This is a genomic window from Paraburkholderia aspalathi, assembly GCF_900116445.1.
Classification (GTDB): Bacteria; Pseudomonadota; Gammaproteobacteria; order Burkholderiales; family Burkholderiaceae; genus Paraburkholderia; species Paraburkholderia aspalathi.
This window is the reverse complement of record NZ_FPBH01000002.1, coordinates 481,864-497,729: the sequence shown is the minus strand read 5'-3', so window position 1 is coordinate 497,729 and position 15,866 is coordinate 481,864. Positions and strand designations below refer to the sequence as shown.

14 protein-coding genes are annotated in these 15,866 nt (G+C 59.9%); 4 read left to right on the top strand and 10 right to left on the bottom strand.

The window, feature by feature from the left end; genetic code table 11:
* Positions 1-80: 80 nt before the first annotated feature.
* From BM438_RS04885 to BM438_RS04865, 5 genes are all read right to left on the bottom strand, one after another.
* Positions 81-1,040, bottom strand: a complete 960-nt coding sequence (locus BM438_RS04885; protein ID WP_244179248.1) for an alpha/beta fold hydrolase — start codon at positions 1,038-1,040, stop codon at positions 81-83.
* A gap of 45 nt (positions 1,041-1,085) precedes the next feature.
* Complete coding sequence (locus BM438_RS04880; RefSeq protein WP_093633171.1) at positions 1,086-2,387, bottom strand: UDP-N-acetylglucosamine 1-carboxyvinyltransferase; 1,302 nt, start codon at positions 2,385-2,387, stop codon at positions 1,086-1,088.
* Positions 2,388-2,550: 163 nt separating this feature from the next.
* Complete coding sequence (locus BM438_RS04875) at positions 2,551-3,552, bottom strand: NADP-dependent oxidoreductase (protein WP_093633170.1); 1,002 nt, start codon at positions 3,550-3,552, stop codon at positions 2,551-2,553.
* 93 nt (positions 3,553-3,645) lie between these two features.
* Positions 3,646-4,455 carry an oxidoreductase gene (locus BM438_RS04870; RefSeq protein ID WP_093633169.1) on the bottom strand — a complete coding sequence of 270 codons (810 nt, stop codon included), beginning with the start codon at positions 4,453-4,455 and terminating at the stop codon, positions 3,646-3,648.
* Positions 4,456-4,571: 116 nt separating this feature from the next.
* Positions 4,572-5,180 carry a TetR/AcrR family transcriptional regulator gene (locus BM438_RS04865; RefSeq protein ID WP_093633168.1) on the bottom strand — a complete coding sequence of 203 codons (609 nt, stop codon included), beginning with the start codon at positions 5,178-5,180 and terminating at the stop codon, positions 4,572-4,574.
* A 433-nt stretch (positions 5,181-5,613) separates the two neighbouring features.
* Between BM438_RS04865 and BM438_RS04860 the strand changes: the two genes are divergently transcribed.
* Both BM438_RS04860 and BM438_RS04855 read left to right on the top strand, forming a co-directional pair.
* On the top strand, positions 5,614-7,170 hold the full coding sequence (locus BM438_RS04860; protein ID WP_093633167.1) for a methyl-accepting chemotaxis protein: 1,557 nt from the start codon (positions 5,614-5,616) through the stop codon (positions 7,168-7,170).
* 143 nt (positions 7,171-7,313) lie between these two features.
* Positions 7,314-8,411, top strand: a complete 1,098-nt coding sequence (locus BM438_RS04855) for a lactonase family protein (RefSeq protein WP_093633166.1) — start codon at positions 7,314-7,316, stop codon at positions 8,409-8,411.
* 62 nt (positions 8,412-8,473) lie between these two features.
* Here the strand turns inward: BM438_RS04855 and BM438_RS44645 are convergent, their stop codons facing one another.
* Together BM438_RS44645 and BM438_RS04845 are read right to left on the bottom strand one after the other, a co-directional pair.
* On the bottom strand, positions 8,474-8,875 hold the full coding sequence (locus BM438_RS44645) for a hypothetical protein (RefSeq protein ID WP_143131649.1): 402 nt from the start codon (positions 8,873-8,875) through the stop codon (positions 8,474-8,476).
* Between the two features lie 230 nt (positions 8,876-9,105).
* Entirely contained in the window at positions 9,106-10,407 is a 1,302-nt protein-coding gene (locus tag BM438_RS04845; RefSeq protein WP_093633164.1) for an aspartate aminotransferase family protein, read from the bottom strand.
* Between the two features lie 78 nt (positions 10,408-10,485).
* On the opposite strand from BM438_RS04845, the gene BM438_RS04840 reads away from it, so the two are divergent.
* Positions 10,486-11,370 carry a LysR family transcriptional regulator gene (locus BM438_RS04840; RefSeq protein ID WP_208620608.1) on the top strand — a complete coding sequence of 295 codons (885 nt, stop codon included), beginning with the start codon at positions 10,486-10,488 and terminating at the stop codon, positions 11,368-11,370.
* Between the two features lie 124 nt (positions 11,371-11,494).
* On the top strand, positions 11,495-11,968 hold the full coding sequence (locus tag BM438_RS04835) for a VOC family protein (RefSeq protein ID WP_093633162.1): 474 nt from the start codon (positions 11,495-11,497) through the stop codon (positions 11,966-11,968).
* An 84-nt stretch (positions 11,969-12,052) separates the two neighbouring features.
* On the opposite strand, the gene BM438_RS04830 is transcribed toward BM438_RS04835, so the two are convergent.
* The 3 genes from BM438_RS04830 to BM438_RS04820 are packed head-to-tail and all read right to left on the bottom strand — an operon-like array spanning position 12,053 to position 15,799.
* Entirely contained in the window at positions 12,053-13,153 is a 1,101-nt protein-coding gene (locus BM438_RS04830) for a hypothetical protein (RefSeq protein ID WP_244179247.1), read from the bottom strand.
* Positions 13,150-15,420 carry an FAD-binding protein gene (locus BM438_RS04825; RefSeq protein WP_093633161.1) on the bottom strand — a complete coding sequence of 757 codons (2,271 nt, stop codon included), beginning with the start codon at positions 15,418-15,420 and terminating at the stop codon, positions 13,150-13,152. Before BM438_RS04825 ends, BM438_RS04830 begins: the two co-directional genes overlap by 4 nt.
* Before the next feature lie 7 nt (positions 15,421-15,427).
* Positions 15,428-15,799 carry a DUF805 domain-containing protein gene (locus BM438_RS04820; protein WP_093633160.1) on the bottom strand — a complete coding sequence of 124 codons (372 nt, stop codon included), beginning with the start codon at positions 15,797-15,799 and terminating at the stop codon, positions 15,428-15,430.
* Between the last annotated feature and the right edge of the window lie 67 nt (positions 15,800-15,866).

The following is a 15,866-nucleotide window of genomic DNA, read 5'->3' as shown; positions in this document are numbered from 1 at the left end:
GGCTGGCGAAGGTTTCGGAATTCCTCGCGAGGTTCTGATCGCTGTAGGCTGCACGCGATCGAGCAGGGGATGCGCGCTGCCTACAGCCCCTTCAGGAACGCAACCAGCAACTCGCTCACTTCCGCCGAACGCTCGCGCTGAATCCAATGACCCGCGCCGTCGAGAATATGGCATCCGCGCAGTCCGGGCAGTACGCGTGCCAGATTCGCGATACGGGCCTGGGCGCCCGGAAACTTAAGGACGTCATCTTCCGCGCCGGCCACGAATAGCGATGGCTGCCGGATCACGCAGCCTCGCCAAGCGGCCATGAGTTCCGATGAGCGCCGAATGCTGCGGTACCAGTTCAGCCCACCTCGGAAACCGGTGCGCGCGAATTCGCCTGCCACGTAAGCGATTTCTTCACTGCTTAGCCAGGCTGGCAGCGTCTCGGGGTCCACTGTGTTGTCGAGAAAACTTGTGCCGGGCGCGAGTATGCCCGCCACCACGTGGTCGGGCCCATCGCCCGACATGCTGAACGTGACGCGTCGAATTGTGGCTTCGGGATCAGCCTCGAATTCGCGCTCAGCTACGCCGGGTGTCTGGAAATACTGCATGTAGAACGTTTGCACACCTTGCCGCTCCAGCGCACTGAGCAAGTCCTCCCGCGCAGGCGGATGGAACGGCACGCTCATGCCAACGACGGCACGGAACAGATCGGGCCGTAACATCGCCGCGTTCCAGGCCACCGGCGCGCCCCAGTCGTGGCCGACGATCACCGCCTCACTCTCGCCGAGAACATTGACGAGCTCGACCATGTCGCCGACGAGATGCAGCATCGTGTATGACTCCGCGTCCGGCGGCGCATCGGTGCCGCCATAGCCACGCATGTCAGGTGCGACGGCGCGGAACCCGGCGGCTGACAGCGCCGCCAACTGGTGCCGCCAGGCGTACCAGGATTCCGGAAATCCATGACATAGCAGCACCAGCGGGCCGCTGCCCTGGCTGGCCACACGCATGCGCAGTGCACCGACCTGCAGTGTCTCGAGGCGAAGTTCGTGCAAGGTTTGCTCCATGATGTTCGGGTTCTGGCGGATCGCCTTAGACGATCATTCGCTGCTGGTCCATTCCACGCGCGCGCCCACCGAGCGCAGGTTTTCCACAAAATTGGGGTGTGCACGGCGGATTGGCAGCGCGTTGGTGATTTCCGAGCGCCCCTCGATACTTGCGGCGACCATGAGCAGCGCAATGGCCACGCGAATGATGTACGGACTCTCGACCTTCGCGGGACTTAACTGAAGTCCGCCGAAAGTGATCAAACGATGAGGGTCCGACAGAAACACGTGCGCACCGAACTTGGAGAGTTCAACGGACCAACCCATCGCGCCGTCGTAGACCTTGTTCCAGAACATCGCGCTGCCTTCCGCCTTCACGCCAAGCGCGATGAAGATAGGGAGCAGATCGACGGGCAGATACGGCCAGGGCGCCGCTTCCACCTTGGTGAGGATGTTCTGCGTGAAAGGCCGGCGCACTCGTAACGGACCCTCCCGAACGGCATGCGACCAGCCATCGCGATGCTCCACCTGCACGCCGAACTTCGCGAAGGTTCGGTCGATCAGCGGGAACTGATCGGGCGCGCTGTTTTTGACCTTGATGTCGCCACCGGTGATTGCGCCAAGCGCGAGAAAGGTCGCGATTTCGTGGAAATCCTCGCTGAACCGGAACTCGCCGCCGCCGAGTTTATGGCCGCCTTCCACGCTCAGGCGCGATGTGCCGATGCCGTCGATTGGCACACCAAGCATCGCCAGAAAACGGCAAAACTCCTGCACATGCGGTTCCGATGCTGCATTGACCAAGGTCGACGTGCCGTTGGCCGACGCCGCGCACAGCGCGAAATTCTCGGTGGTGGTGACCGACGCGTAGTCCAGCCAATGATGATTGGCCGCCATTTGAGTGGTCGCGCGCACGATCAGCGAGTCGGTAGTGCGCTCAATGCCCGCGCCGAAGCGCTCGAACACCTCAACGTGCGGATCGATCTCGCGCACACCCAGCGTGCAGCCCTTCACATCGTTCTCGAGACGTGCGACGCCGAAACGCGCCAGCAACGGCGGCACCAGCATGATCGAAGAACGCATCTCCTCCGGCAGCCTGTGCGCGACAGGATCGAAGGACGTGGCGTGGTGATGCAAATCGAGAATGCCGGTGGCAAAGTCCATCGACACGTTGCTGCCGAGCGTGCGAAAGATCTCGAGGATCTTCTTGACGTCGGTAATTTCGGGTACGCCGATGAGACGCAGTGGCTGGTCGGTCAGCAGCGTGGCACAAAGGATGGGCAGGACAGCGTTCTTGTTGGCGGATGGCACGATCTCGCCGCGTAACGGGAGGCCGCCATGTACGATCAGGTTCGACATGTTCGGGAGAGAGCTGGTGGATTGAGAAGCGAGGCCACTATCATGCCACTGGATGGCATGTGGAGGATGTTTCGGGATTCCGGGGCCGTTTTTTTTCTTGTCGCTTCTTAAAACAGTCTATCCAGCATCTCGCGGGCAATGGCCCGCGGCCGGTCCAAGCCTTCTATTGGATCTTGATGACAACCTTACCCTTTACACGCCCGGTTTCGACGTAAGCCAAGGCCTCATTGGTGGCCGCAAACGGGAAGATCCGATCGATCACCGGCCGTATGGACCCTGCATCGATCAGTGCAGCGATCCGGCCCAGTTGGTCTCCGCTGGCGCGCATGAACACAAATGAATAGCTGACGTCATGACGTTTTGCAGTTTTCCGGATGCGATAGCTCAAAAGACGCATCACCGTTTTCAGGAACCACGAAGCGCCCATGTCTTTGGCAAAGTCGGGATCGGGCGGTCCCGCGATTCCGATGAGTTTGCCACCTGGTTTGAGCACGCGCAGTGACTTCTTGAGCGTATCGCCGCCCTGCGTGTCGAGCACGAGATCGTAGCCTTTCAGGATGTCGGCAAAATCGTCTTTTTTGTAATCGATGACGATATCCGCACCGAGTTGCTTCACCAGTTCAGCATTGCGCGCGCTCGTTGTCGTTGCGACAGTTGCGCCGACATGTTTCGCCAGTTGAATGGCAAATGTGCCGACGCCGCCGGAGCCTGCATGGATCAGCACTTTCTGCCCTTTCTTGAGTTGTCCTTTTTCGATTAGCGCCTGCCACGCGGTCAAGCCTACCAGCGGGATCGACGCTGCTTCTTCCATGGAGAGTGATTCTGGCTTCAACGCCACGCCGTCTTCTTTGACGGCAATGAATTCCGCGAAGGTGCCAATGCGATCTTTGCGCGGTCGCGCATAGACCTCATCGCCTGGTTTGAGTTGCCGAACGCGCGGTCCAACGCGGACGACCACCCCGGACAGATCGTTACCCAGAATCAGCGGCAAACGATAAGGCAGAATAAGCTTGAACTCGCCGTCCCGGATTTTGGCATCGAGCGGATTCACGCCCGCGGCGTGAATCCGGATCAATACGTCGTCCTCGCGCAGCTCCGGGACCGGCATTTCGCCGGCTCGCAAGTCATTCTTGCGTCCGTATCGATCGACAACAAAAGCTTTCATCATGTTTCCTTGTACGTTTCTCGTTGAGTCAGAGTGCTTCGCGGGGAGTAAGGGATGCAGCGTTCCAGATCGATCGCAACGCAGTCATGCCGTTCAAGTTTGAAGTCGCAGGTCTTTGCGAATACCTGCATCCACAAGGCCGGCGGGCGCAAACCTGCGCAGCAATCGCAGACGAGCGGCGAGTCCACCGGCTGTATAGCGAAGTTTCGGGCGAGCCGCGATGGCGGCCTGCAGTACGGTCTCGGCCACGACCTCCGGACCGTCAGCGCTCTCGACAACCTCCTTCACACGCCTCGCGATGGCCGTGCGTATCTCAAGGTAGTCGTCGAGGGGAACGTCCGGCTCCATGAAGTTCGCGTCGAAAGGCGTCTTGATGTAGGCGGGCTCAATGACGGAGACCCGGATGCCCATCGTGCGCAACTCATGATCGAGCGATTCCGAATAGCCCGCGACCGCATGCTTGGTGGCGGAATACAGCGCCATATAGGGCATCGGCAAGAAGCCCAGCACCGAACCAATATTGATGATGCGGCCGCTGCCTTGTTGCCGCATATGGGGCAGCACGGCGCGCGTCATGCGGACGATCCCGAAGAAGTTCGTATCGAAGATCGCACGAGCCTGGTCAAGCGAACTCTCTTCCGCAGCGGCAGGGGCCACGCCGAAACCAGCGTTGTTCACCAGCAGGTCGATGCGGCCGTGCAGACGCAGTACTTCCTTGACGGCAGCGTCGACGGACTCATCGCTAGTCACGTCCAGTGGCAGCATCCCGAACGTCCGCTGGCCGGCCTGTGCGCCGCGCCGGCTGGTGCCGTAGACCTTGTATCCAGCCTTCGCGAGCCGCTTGGCGGTGGCTTCGCCGATTCCTGACGAGGCGCCAGTCACGAGCGCTATTCCAGTTTCCATGATGTCCTTCCGATATTGAGGGATGTCTTCAGGTGCTTGCGTGAGTGTTCATCTTGCTAAAATATGATGTTAATCATATTTTCGATCCAACAAAAACCGACACCGGGCCGGTGGATTTACGCGTCAGTCGGCGTGAGTTTTTTCAATGCGGCTTCAAGAAAATCTTCCGACAGCTTCGGGTCGTCGACGGCGCGCGCCAGCACCATGGTGCCAACCATGGTGGCCGCCGTGACAAGCGCCTGCTCGTGCGCGCCCGGCTGACCCCAATCGGGCAACTGGCGCGCAATGACATCGATCATCTCCTTGATGCGGCGGGTGGCTGCGCGCCGCACGACCGGCGCCTGGCGCGGCATCTCGGAACCAAGGGCGGAGACCGGGCAGCCATTCTCTATGTCTTCGCAATGCTCCTTCGACAGATAGGCGCGCACCATCGACGGCAATGCATCCTCTGGCGGGACCGAGGCGGCGATATGTTCCGACAGGGCAACGGCTTCAGCACCGGCGCGGTCAGCCGCTTCGGCAAGCAGCACCTCGCGCGATGGGAAGTGGGCGTAGAAGCCACCATGAGTAAGGCCAGCCTCCTTCATGATGTCGGCCACGCCTGTGCCGTCGTACCCGCTGCGCCGGATCGCGCGCGCGGCAACTTCGACGATGCGCTCGTGCGTGATTTCTTTGCGGCTGGCAGCCTTGCGATTGATTGATGGCGTTTTCATGATGATCATCATATAACATTTCGACGCAGTTTGCTGGGCGACGCAATGTCGATGACGGTCAATGTTCGTCAGACTGCGCTGAGCAGTGCAACCAGCTTCGGCGTCTTGGCTGTAAAGATAATGAGTGCGTGGGCGCGTCGCTTCGTTTGCGATATCGGTGATCGCGGGAGGCCTGACAGATATATGACGTCTTATAAATTGGATCTCGGCTGCTATCGCGCTGAAAGGAATTGAAATTTAGCGAAAGGGGAAAATTTGGGTGAATACGCATTAAAGAATTTCTACAAAGGGTCAATTCATCTTGTATGATGACGTATCTCGAAATGGATCCGCACGACGTCACGCGGCGCAGCGGTCTGTACGGCAATCTTGCGAGATCGACGGCTCAGGTTTTGCGTTGTTTATGTCGTAAACAAACGAACAATGGTTAACTGGATCGGTAGGCATGCGTAATCTCACAATAAGAAACAGTCTCCTTGCCGTTCTCGTGCTTTTCGCGGGCATGATTCTGATCGGCGGCGTAGTGGGGGTGCTGGCGCTTGGCCGTTCTAACGACAACGCTCGGCGTCTGCACGATATCGCCAGTCAGGAAGTGCTGGTCAACGATGCCTATAAAGACTCCACACGCACCCGCGCCGCGCTGACGCGTGCGTATTCCGCATTGAAAGAGCGCAATGACGAAGCGACCCGCGACTCGGCGCTCAAAAGTGCCGCCACGACGTTGGAGCGTGCGGACCGCGAAACCAAGATGTTTCGTGATGCCGATAAATTTGCGGGCCAGGACGACGAGCTGAAGCAAAAACTTTTCGATTCCTCCAATACGTTGGCCACGATTCTGCATGCTGCGTTCGACGCCTTGCAGCGGGGCGATACAAATGCATACGTATCGATCAACGACAAAGACATCACGCAGGCCGGCATCGCCTATTCGGCCAATGTCGAGAAGTTCCAGAAGCTCGCTGAAGCACTTGCCCAGGATTCCGCCGCGCAAGGTGATCGTGAATACACATGGGTCGTCACGATGGTGGCGGCGGGCGTGGCGCTGGCCCTTGCATTGATCGTCGCCGCGCATTTCGCTTTGCGCAAGATCGTGGTCCGTCCGCTGCAGGTTGCCTCTGAGTTGCTCAACCGTATCGCAGGAAGCGACCTGACCGTATCGATTCCGGAAGGCGGCAGGAGCGAGCTGGGGCAGCTGTTTACAGCGATGTCGCAGATGCAGACGGGCCTCGCGAAGACAGTGTCGAATGTGCGCGTGAACTGTGAAGCCATCCACGGTGGTGCGCGTGAGATCGCTGCTGGTAACCTCGATTTGTCGAGTAGAACCGAGCAGCAGTCTGCATCGCTCGAAGAAACGGCGGCCAGCATGGAAGAGCTGACCTCGACTGTCAAACAGAACGCCGACCATGCCCGCCAGGCGAGCAAGCTCGCCGCCAACGCGGCGGACGTTGCGCAGCGCGGTGGCAACGTCGTGCAGCAGGCTGTGCAAACGATGACGGCAATCACGGCCAGTTCGAACAAGATTGCCGAGATCACGGGGATGATCAACAGCATCGCATTTCAAACCAACATTCTGGCCTTGAACGCGGCGGTCGAATCCGCGCGAGCAGGGGAGCAGGGCCGCGGTTTTGCGGTTGTCGCCGGCGAGGTGCGCACGCTCGCGCAGCGCAGCGCTGCCGCGGCACAGGAGATCAAAACGCTGATCGCCGCGTCCGTCAACGATATCCGCGATGGCAATGAACTCGTTGTTCAGGCCGGGCAGACCATGGGTGAGATTGTTGGCGCGGTGCAAGGCGTTGCCACCATCATGGCCGAGATTACCTCAGCGACAGTTGAGCAGAGCTCCGGCATCGAGCAGGTCGGGCAGGCCGTCAGCCAGATGGACCGGGTAACGCAGCAGAACGCCGCGCTAGTCGAGGAGGCCGCCGCCGCCGCGAGCGCACTTGAGCAGCAGGCGCAAGCGATGACGGATGCTGTTTCCGCATTCCGCCTCAATCGGGCTTGACCCGCATCCATATCCAGTAAAAGCATTGGTCGCGCATGTGCCGGGGCGGCAATGCGTTGCCATCGGCCGCCGAAATTTTTTCGAAAAGACTGAGGCGGCCGATGCTGGATGTTCATATTCAACCATTTCAACGGAGTGTCACGATGAGCGTTAGGGCCACCCTGGTCGCAGCAGTTCTGTTTGCGGGTGCTTTGGGATCGGGCGTATCGCAGGCTGCTACGTATGCCTACGTATCGAATGCGGACAGCCAGGACATCTCTGTCTTCAGCCTCGACAAATCGAGCGGCTCACTCGCCGCAGTCGAGACAGTACCGGTTGGTGGCACCGTCATGCCGATGGCGCTTTCGCCGGACCATCTCCGGCTCTATGCCGGGTTACGCTCCAAGCCGTATAGCGTGGTGAGCTTCGCGGTCAATCCGCTCGACGGCCGGTTGATCGAACTGGGCAGGGCGCCGCTTGCGGAGAGCATGGCCTACGTTTCGACGGATGCGAGCGGCCGCTACCTCTTTTCCGCGTCGTATGGCGGCAACCTTCTGGCGGTGAACCGTATCGCCGCAGATGGCGTGGCGGGTGATGTCCAGCAAACCGTCAAAACCGGCCCAATGGCTCACGCCATCCGCAATGCGCCCGACAATCGTTATGTCTTCGCATCGGTACTCGGCTCGGATGCTTGGTTGCGTCTGAAATTCGATGCGTCGAACGGTCAGTTGACCGAAGACGCCGCGCCCGCCTATTCGTTGCCTCCGAAGTCGGGGCCGCGTCACTTTGTGTTCTCGCCGGATCATCGTTTTGTCTATCTGATCGATGAGCTCGATGGCAAACTGCATGTGCTCGCCTTCGATGGCACGCATGACAAAGTCAAACCCATTCAGACCATTTCCATCCTGCCGCCCAATTTTTCCGGCGACAAGCCTTGGGGTGCGGATGTGCACGTCACACCAGACGGGCGTTTCCTGTACGCCTCTGAACGGACGTCCAACACGCTAGCTGTTTATCGGGTGAGCGCGAAATCAGGTGAATTGACGCGCATCGGCACGTACCAGACAGAAAAGCAGCCGCGCGGATTCAATATCGATCCGTCGGGCAAGTATCTGCTTGCAGTCGGACAGCTGTCGTCAAACATGAGCGCTTACCGCATTGATCGCGACTCCGGCGCGCTGGCTTTGATTGGACAGTACCCTGTGGGTAAGGGCGCGAACTGGATCGAGATCGTTGAGTTCGAGGGATCAAACGGCAACTGAGCTTTGCGGATGAGGTTCCGCGCGACAGCGCAGCACTGTCGCGCGGAACGTCAACACGTTAGTCAATCCTGCGACTGCTTGCCGAAGAGCGCAGAGGTGGCTCTCCCGATGGCGTGTGCCCTGCGAGTCGCCAGCCGCCACAAACGGCCCACAGTCGCAAGAATGTCGAGGAACGGTGGCCCTGTCGTTGTCGGCGGGTCATCCTCTGAAATCATCGAAATGACCGGCCGGCCGAAGTGGCCTTCCTGCATCGGAAGATTCCAGTACTCGTATGGGTACAACATCCGGGCGAAGCGAATACGTGCATCGCATCCGCTATCGTGCCATTCGCCGGTCGTTTCCCAACGCGTTGCCGACATAGGGCCCCGGGTTGGGTAGATCGCAGTACTTGCCACGCGGTCTTTGCTGCAATCGTCGATTGCAGGCAAGCCGGATGGGGCCAACTTTGGGCTTCTTTCGTCCATGTTCATCTCCGCTGGTGATGCCGATCACGGAGACGCCACAAACAAAAAAGGCCTCAACCGTATTGTCGGCGAGGCCTTTGAGCTGCGTTCCTGCTTATCTAACGCGCGTTGGCCTCCGATGGCATGCCCGAACGGACTGCCATGTGGCATTGAAACGCGAAGGAGAAGAGGTTTAGCGTCAGCATGGGGTCAAGTTTCTTTGCAATTGGAACGCGTGTCAACACATGTGACTACAGCGAGCGCTCAATCGCCTGCCCAAGCAGATCCAAACCCAGATCGATCTCACTCTCCAAGACGGTCAACGGAGGCGCGATCCGGAAGACACCACCCATGCCTGGCAACTGCACGATGTTCATGCTGAGGCCCAGGTTCATACACTCGCGGGTGATCTTCGCGCCGAGTCCATCCGCCGGTTCCTTCGTGCGGCGGTCCTTGACGATCTCCATCCCCAGAAGCAGCCCGCGTCCGCGAATATCGCCGATGCACTCGAAGCGTTCCATCAGATCGAGCAGGCCGCGCTTGAGTCGCTCGCCCATCAGGTTCGCACGCGCAACCAGCCCCTCGCGCTCGACCACATCCAGCACACGCAGACCGACGGCGGCCGGAAGCGGATCGGACACATGGGTCGTATAGAACAGGTAACCCAACTCGTGAGCCCGCTCCTCGATCTGTGCGGAGGTCACAACGGCCGCGAGCGGCAGACCTGCGCCTAGCGTCTTCGACAAGGTGAGAATGTCGGGCGTGACGCCATCGCGCTGACAGGCGAACATCGTGCCTGTACGCCCGACACCCGTTTGCGCTTCATCGAGGATCAGCAGCATGCCGCGCTCCTCGCATTTGCGCTTCAGTGCCGCCATGTAGCCGACCGGCAGTTCGATGATGCCGCCGGAACTGAGGATCGGTTCCGCGATGAAGGCGGCGAGATTGCCACTGGACTGACGATCGATGAGATCGAAAGCGTAGTCCAGTTCCGCCAGGTAATCATATTCGCCATTGCGCTCGAAACGCGGCCGGTACGGGAACGGGGCGGGGATCGCGTAGGAGCCGACGGCTGCCGGACCGACACCCTTGCGACCGGCGCTGTAAGTTGCGGACGCCGCGTTCCCTGTCATGCCGTGCCACGACTGCGCGAAACCGACGATTTCATATTTACCGGTGACGAGCTTCGCCATGCGAATGGCAGCCTCGTTCGACTCCGCGCCCGTACTGAGTAACAGCGCCCGGTCGAGCCCGTCAGGCGTGATCTCGGCCAGGCGGGTCGCCAGATCGACCACCGGCCGAGACAGCATCCCGCTGAAAAGATGGTCGAGCTTGCCGGCGTATTCGTTGATGACCGATACGATTTCCGGATGGCTGTGCCCAAGCACCGCGCTCATCTGCCCCGAGGTGAAATCCAGAATCGCGCGGCCGTCCGCGTCATAGACGAAGCTGCCCTGGGCGCGCTCGATGATCATCGGCTCGAAGGTGCCGCCGTAGCGGATGAGGTGCTGCCTGGCGTTGCGCCAGAAATTTGCATCGTTGTTCAGGGACACCTTGCTTCTCCTGGGTCGGTGGCGAGAATAACTTGCAGTCTAGATGGCTCTCTGCTTTCATAGAATCGAATAGTTCTTATCGAAGATAGAAGCGGGGCTTATACCTTGAGTCTTTCCCTGGAAATTGATCTGCTGCGTTCGTTCACTGTCATCGCCGAAGTCCGGGCGCTTAGCCGTGCGGCCAACCGGATCGGCCGAACCCAGTCTGCGCTGAGTCAGCAGATGAAGCGCCTCGAAGAAATCGTCGATCAGCCGCTGTTCCAGCGCACGGGGCGAGGGGTGGTGCTGACCAATCCCGGCGAACGCCTGCTGATCCATGCCCAACGCATCCTGCGGCTGCATGACGAGGCGATGGCTGATCTGTCCGGTAAAGGGCTGTCGGGGACGATCCGCTTCGGCTGCCCGGATGACTACGCTGCGGTTTTCCTGCCGCATTTGCTGCGCCAGTTCTCGAGCCAGCACCCGCATGCCCTGGTGGAAGTCATGTGCGCCCCGACCCCCCGATTGCTCGAACAACTGGAGATGCATGCGCTGGACCTTGCGATGATCTCGCTGCCGGACGACGCGGCGAATGACGACATCATTCGCCGCGAACCACTGGTCTGGGTTGGTTATCCGGGACTGGATTCCGCGCACTTCGACCCCTTGCCGCTGGCGGTTTCCGATCCTGACACGCTCGACCATGTTGCAGCCTGTGAAGCGCTGCAACGCGCGGGCAGGGCTTACCGCATCGCCTATGCGAGCAGCAGTCTTGCCGGTCTGACGGCCCTGGTCCGCTCGGGGCAGGCCGTTGCCGTTATCACACAGACGGCAGTGCCCCCGGATCTCTGCATACTCAATGGGGATCCGGCGCTTCCATCCCTGCCGACCGTTGGCATTACGCTGAAGTTCGAGCGGGAGCGTCCTGCCCATCTGATTACGGTATTCGCGGAGCACATCAGGCTGACGTTGCCGTTGCTGTAATCGCAGCGGGTAAGAAGTGATATTTTTCTTCCCGGCATGTCGATTTTGATAGTCTTCCTTCGTCGTCTCAATGGCAGCATGCGGCTTAACTCCGCATTCAGCCACCACTGACAGGAGATTTGCCATGACGATTCAAAAGATCACGCCATTTCTTTGGTATTCCGATCAGGCTGAGGAGGCGGCTGCTTTCTATGCGAGTATTTTTCCGGACTCGCGCATCAATCGGGTTACACCGGTACCGGCCGCCGGTTCCACGAAGATGGTCGAATTTGTTCTCTTTGGGCAGCCCTTCATTGCCATGACCTCTAGCGGGGGCGATCCGTTCAACCACGCGATATCCCTCATGGTCGACTGTGCCGATCAGGCAGAAGTCGACCGCTACTGGAATGCGTTTCTTGAGGGTGGCGGTTCGCCTGAGGCGTGCGGGTGGCTGAAAGACCGCTTTGGCGTCTCATGGCAGATCGTTCCAGGCGATCTCATCAGGATGATGGCTGACCCCGATCCGGTAAAGGCAGGGCGTGTCGCTCAGGCCATGATGAAAATGGTGAAGTTCGACGCTGCAGCGCTGAAGGCCGCTTATCAAGGGACGGCGGATTAACAGAAGGTGCTTTGCATCGTGTGCGCTATAGAGCGTCGGTCAGGCTTGCCCGCTTCCAGCAGACGCTCCGCACACTCTGCCGATTCAATAGTCGTACACGTGCTCCGTTACCAGGCCATTTTTTTCGGCTGCCGCCAGAAAATCGGATAGGTCCCGAACCGGCATCAACAACGCGACGCGTCGGGTATGGGCCGGCATTGCCAGCGGCTGTTCGAACAATATGCGGCCGCTACCGGCGGGCAACGGGGCGTCGTCTTTCGCCCACACCGTGACCAGAATGACTGACATGTTGCCGGCGATGTCGGTGAGATGAATGCCCTGTTGCGCAAGCGCTGTCGCCGCAAGCCTGAAGTCGAAATAGCGCGGCAACGCAAGCAACGCCCGACCGTCCGGCAGACGGGCAAGCACGCTGACGTGAGCCGGCGCTGACCACCCGTCGGGCAGGCGGTCGACGACCACGTCAGTCGTCATCAGGGCCGGTGTGTAGGTGGCCCGCGTCGCCTTCTCGATCAGTTTTCCGTACACGGCCTTGATCGCGTATTCGGTGGTCAGCGCGTAGCGGCGTTCCCATTTGCGTATGAGATCCGGTCCCCACATCGGGACATCGCTCCAGAGATGGCGAAGGCGGGCGCCGAAATCGAACAGGTACCAGGGCTCCTGACGGATGAAGTCCACGTACTCCTGAGCCGCTTGGGCGCCATAGCGGTCTTCATCGGTCAGCTTTTTCCCGCCGAGCAGCCAGCTCGCACGACCCACCGTATTTTCGTAGAGGGAGCGCAGCGCATACTCCACGGTCGTACTCGATGCGATCACCCAGATCATCACGTGGTAACCGGGATTGAGCGGATAGTTGTCATGCATCTGCTCACGCGTGACGGTCGCATAACTCGACCAGAGTTGGCCGATCTGATCCAGAAACGGAAAATCGTGCGACGGTTCGTGTTGCACGATTCGCGCGTATTCCGCCGGGCTGTGCACGAGATACCACTCCGGAAAAGTCAGCAGCGTCTGCTCAGTGCCGCGGCGATCCGCTGTCGGCACAGGGCTTTGGTATGAGGCTCCTGGTGTCTCAGGCGTCGCGGAGGACGCTGCAGCATGCGCAACCGGCATCGCGAATGTGAGCGCGACGCCGATGGCGATGGTGGTGGTGACGGTAAGAAGCGCCTTGCGCAACGGCCACATCATGCCGCCTCTCCATGGCGCACAAACGCCATCAGGATGTTGTCCGACGGATCGCCTTGTTGGGTCAGGCGCATGCCGGTATGGCGAAAACCTGCCGCTTCGACGCGCGCGATCCAGTCGTCCACGCTGGCGAAATGACGCAACTCCGACCGGTTGGTCTCCCACGTTTCGCCGAGGCCCGCGTTGAACACCGTATGGGCAAGTGAAACGAATGCATCCATTGTCGGCGTCGTGACATCGTGATCGCGGACCACGAAATAGCCACCGGGGCGGACGATTCTCGCAATCGAGTCGAGAAACGGCGCGAGCTTCGCGGGCGCCATGTGGTGCAAGCCGACAAAGCAACTCACCAGGTCCGCACTAGCGGCAGGCAGCGCGATGGGCGCGTAGTCGTTCAGCGGCTGGAACTCGCCGATCGAGCCGATCTGCCCACGCTCCACAATATCGACCGGGCTCATTCCCGGTCGCACGTCATGAACCAGGGTCACCTTGCCTTTGAGCCGCAGATACTTCTTCATGGCCCGAACGTAGCGCCCTGTCGTGCCAATCTCGACATAGTCCTGCAACGGTGACTCGCCCAGCAGCATGGCGGCTTGACGGCCCATTTCAGCCTTCTGCATCGACAGGGACGGCAGCGCGTGCGTGAGCATCGCCAGGCGCGGCGTGATCGGTTTGATGCCCGCCTGGATCGCGCGGTAGATACGTTCGTCGCCCGTGTGTTCGGTTGTCGAAGTCTTGATCAATGTATGCAAACGGTCTTCGGGCAGCACGTTGAAAATGTTCTGCAGGAATGCATAGAAACGATCGGCTTCGCGCTCGTTACGATAGATCGTGGCGAACAGAGTGCCGTTGCTGTTGCTGTCTTCTTGTGCCGCCGTAACGGGAGGTAAAGCGTCTGGCAATGCAGCAGCCGACGAAGGCGTCGCGTCGAGCGCGCTTCGCTCAGGCGCATAGTATCTATCCCACAGCGCGCCACGCAGACGGTATTGCGGATCGAGCTCCCGCTTGAGCGCAAACATCTCGCGCGCTCGCGGATAGGCACGATGGAACTGCTCGCGCGTTGCGTGCAACTGGTAGGGCAGATAGTAGGTGCCACCCACGGCGAGCACGGCGTCGATCAGTTCGCGCGTCCATACCGCAACGCGTTCTTTGGCATTTTCACGAGTGCGCTGCTTGTAGTAGAGCACGAAGGCAAACGTCTCGCCGCGCGCCCATGCCATGACGGTGCGGTTGTCGGCGAGCGCATGGCGGATCGAGATGTTGACCGCGTTCACCCGATGCCGCGAGAGAATCACCGATAGCGCCTCGGCGAATCGCGTGACGGCGTCTACAGGCACGAAGTACTCCTGCAGCACATACGTGCGCTGGCGTCGCCCGACTGGCTCGAGTTCCGCGACGTCGTAACCGGCTTCGTAATTGCGCCAGTGCACCTTCTTGCCGAAATGCAGCAGCGGGTCGTAAAGATACTCGCGACGAAACTTGCCGAGCGGCGTTTCAGTGATTGCCCATAGAAAGTATTTCGCGGCAAGAAAGCCGCGGCTGAGCGGCTGCAATCGCGCTGACGTGGCCGGCTCATCGGTGACGGTCCAGCTGATCGCCCTGCCGCGTGTGTAGCGCGGCGGATAAAGATCGAAATTGTGGAAGATCACATCTTGATGGCTGCGCACGGTGGTATCGAACCATGCCTTGTAGTCGGCAGTGCGCATCTTGCGGTCGCTGCGCTTGACCCGCGTATTGGGCACAAGGTCGAGCTCCGCTTCCGTGATGATGCCTACGCCGCCATATCCGCCGATCGCCGCGTTGAACAACACGCTGTTCTCAGTGGGGGTGGCGTTGACTACTTCACCGTTGGCGAGCACGAGCGTAATCGCCCGTACCGAAAGCAGGACCGGCCCCAATCCCATGTATCGTCCGTGGGCGTTCACCGACAGCGCGCCGCCCACCGTGAAGTTCGCATAGGTCTGCATGATTTTGACCGACAGACCGTGCGGATCGATAAACCGCTGGATATCGCACCAGCGGATACCGGCTTGCACACGAATCACCGACGTGTGCGGCTCGAACCGGAGTACACGGTTCATCTTGCGCATGTCCAGATGCAGAGTGCCCGGACTCGCGGTGTGTCCGCCCATGCTGAAGTGGCCGCCGCCTACCGACACCGGCAGATTGGTCTGGGTGAGCGCCTCGACGACTTCCTGCGTGGAGGTGGGCGTAGCGATTGAAAATACAGGAATCCGGTTCAGCTGAGTGACGTCGTTGACCGTTGCCATATCTGCATCACTCCCCGATGTTGACTTTGAGGTAATCCGCGCGAGTTGCCGGATCGGGGCCAAAGCGGTTCTCGTGATCGACGCCGCGGCGCAGCACGTGGATCAGTACCCAGATCGGCCCGAACACCGGGACGATGGCGGTCAGCAACGACCATCCGCACCGTCCGGTGTCGTGCAGGCGCTGGGTGGAGAGCGCAACCGCGCTCCAGAGAAAAACGATCGCGAAGACGGCCCCACCGATCTCGCCAAACCAGGAACCGGCAAGACTGCCGAAGGCGGCGCATACGAATGCGGCAATGATGATTCGGGTCAGCCATTCGCTGCGGGTAATACGACCGCGGCTCAAAAAGAAAGCGGGGGTGAGGGTGGTTAATAGCATTTTTTATTTTTGCCTATTCCCGGAAGTCAATTGGTGATTCCTGAAGCCATCAAAACGTTTCATTCGG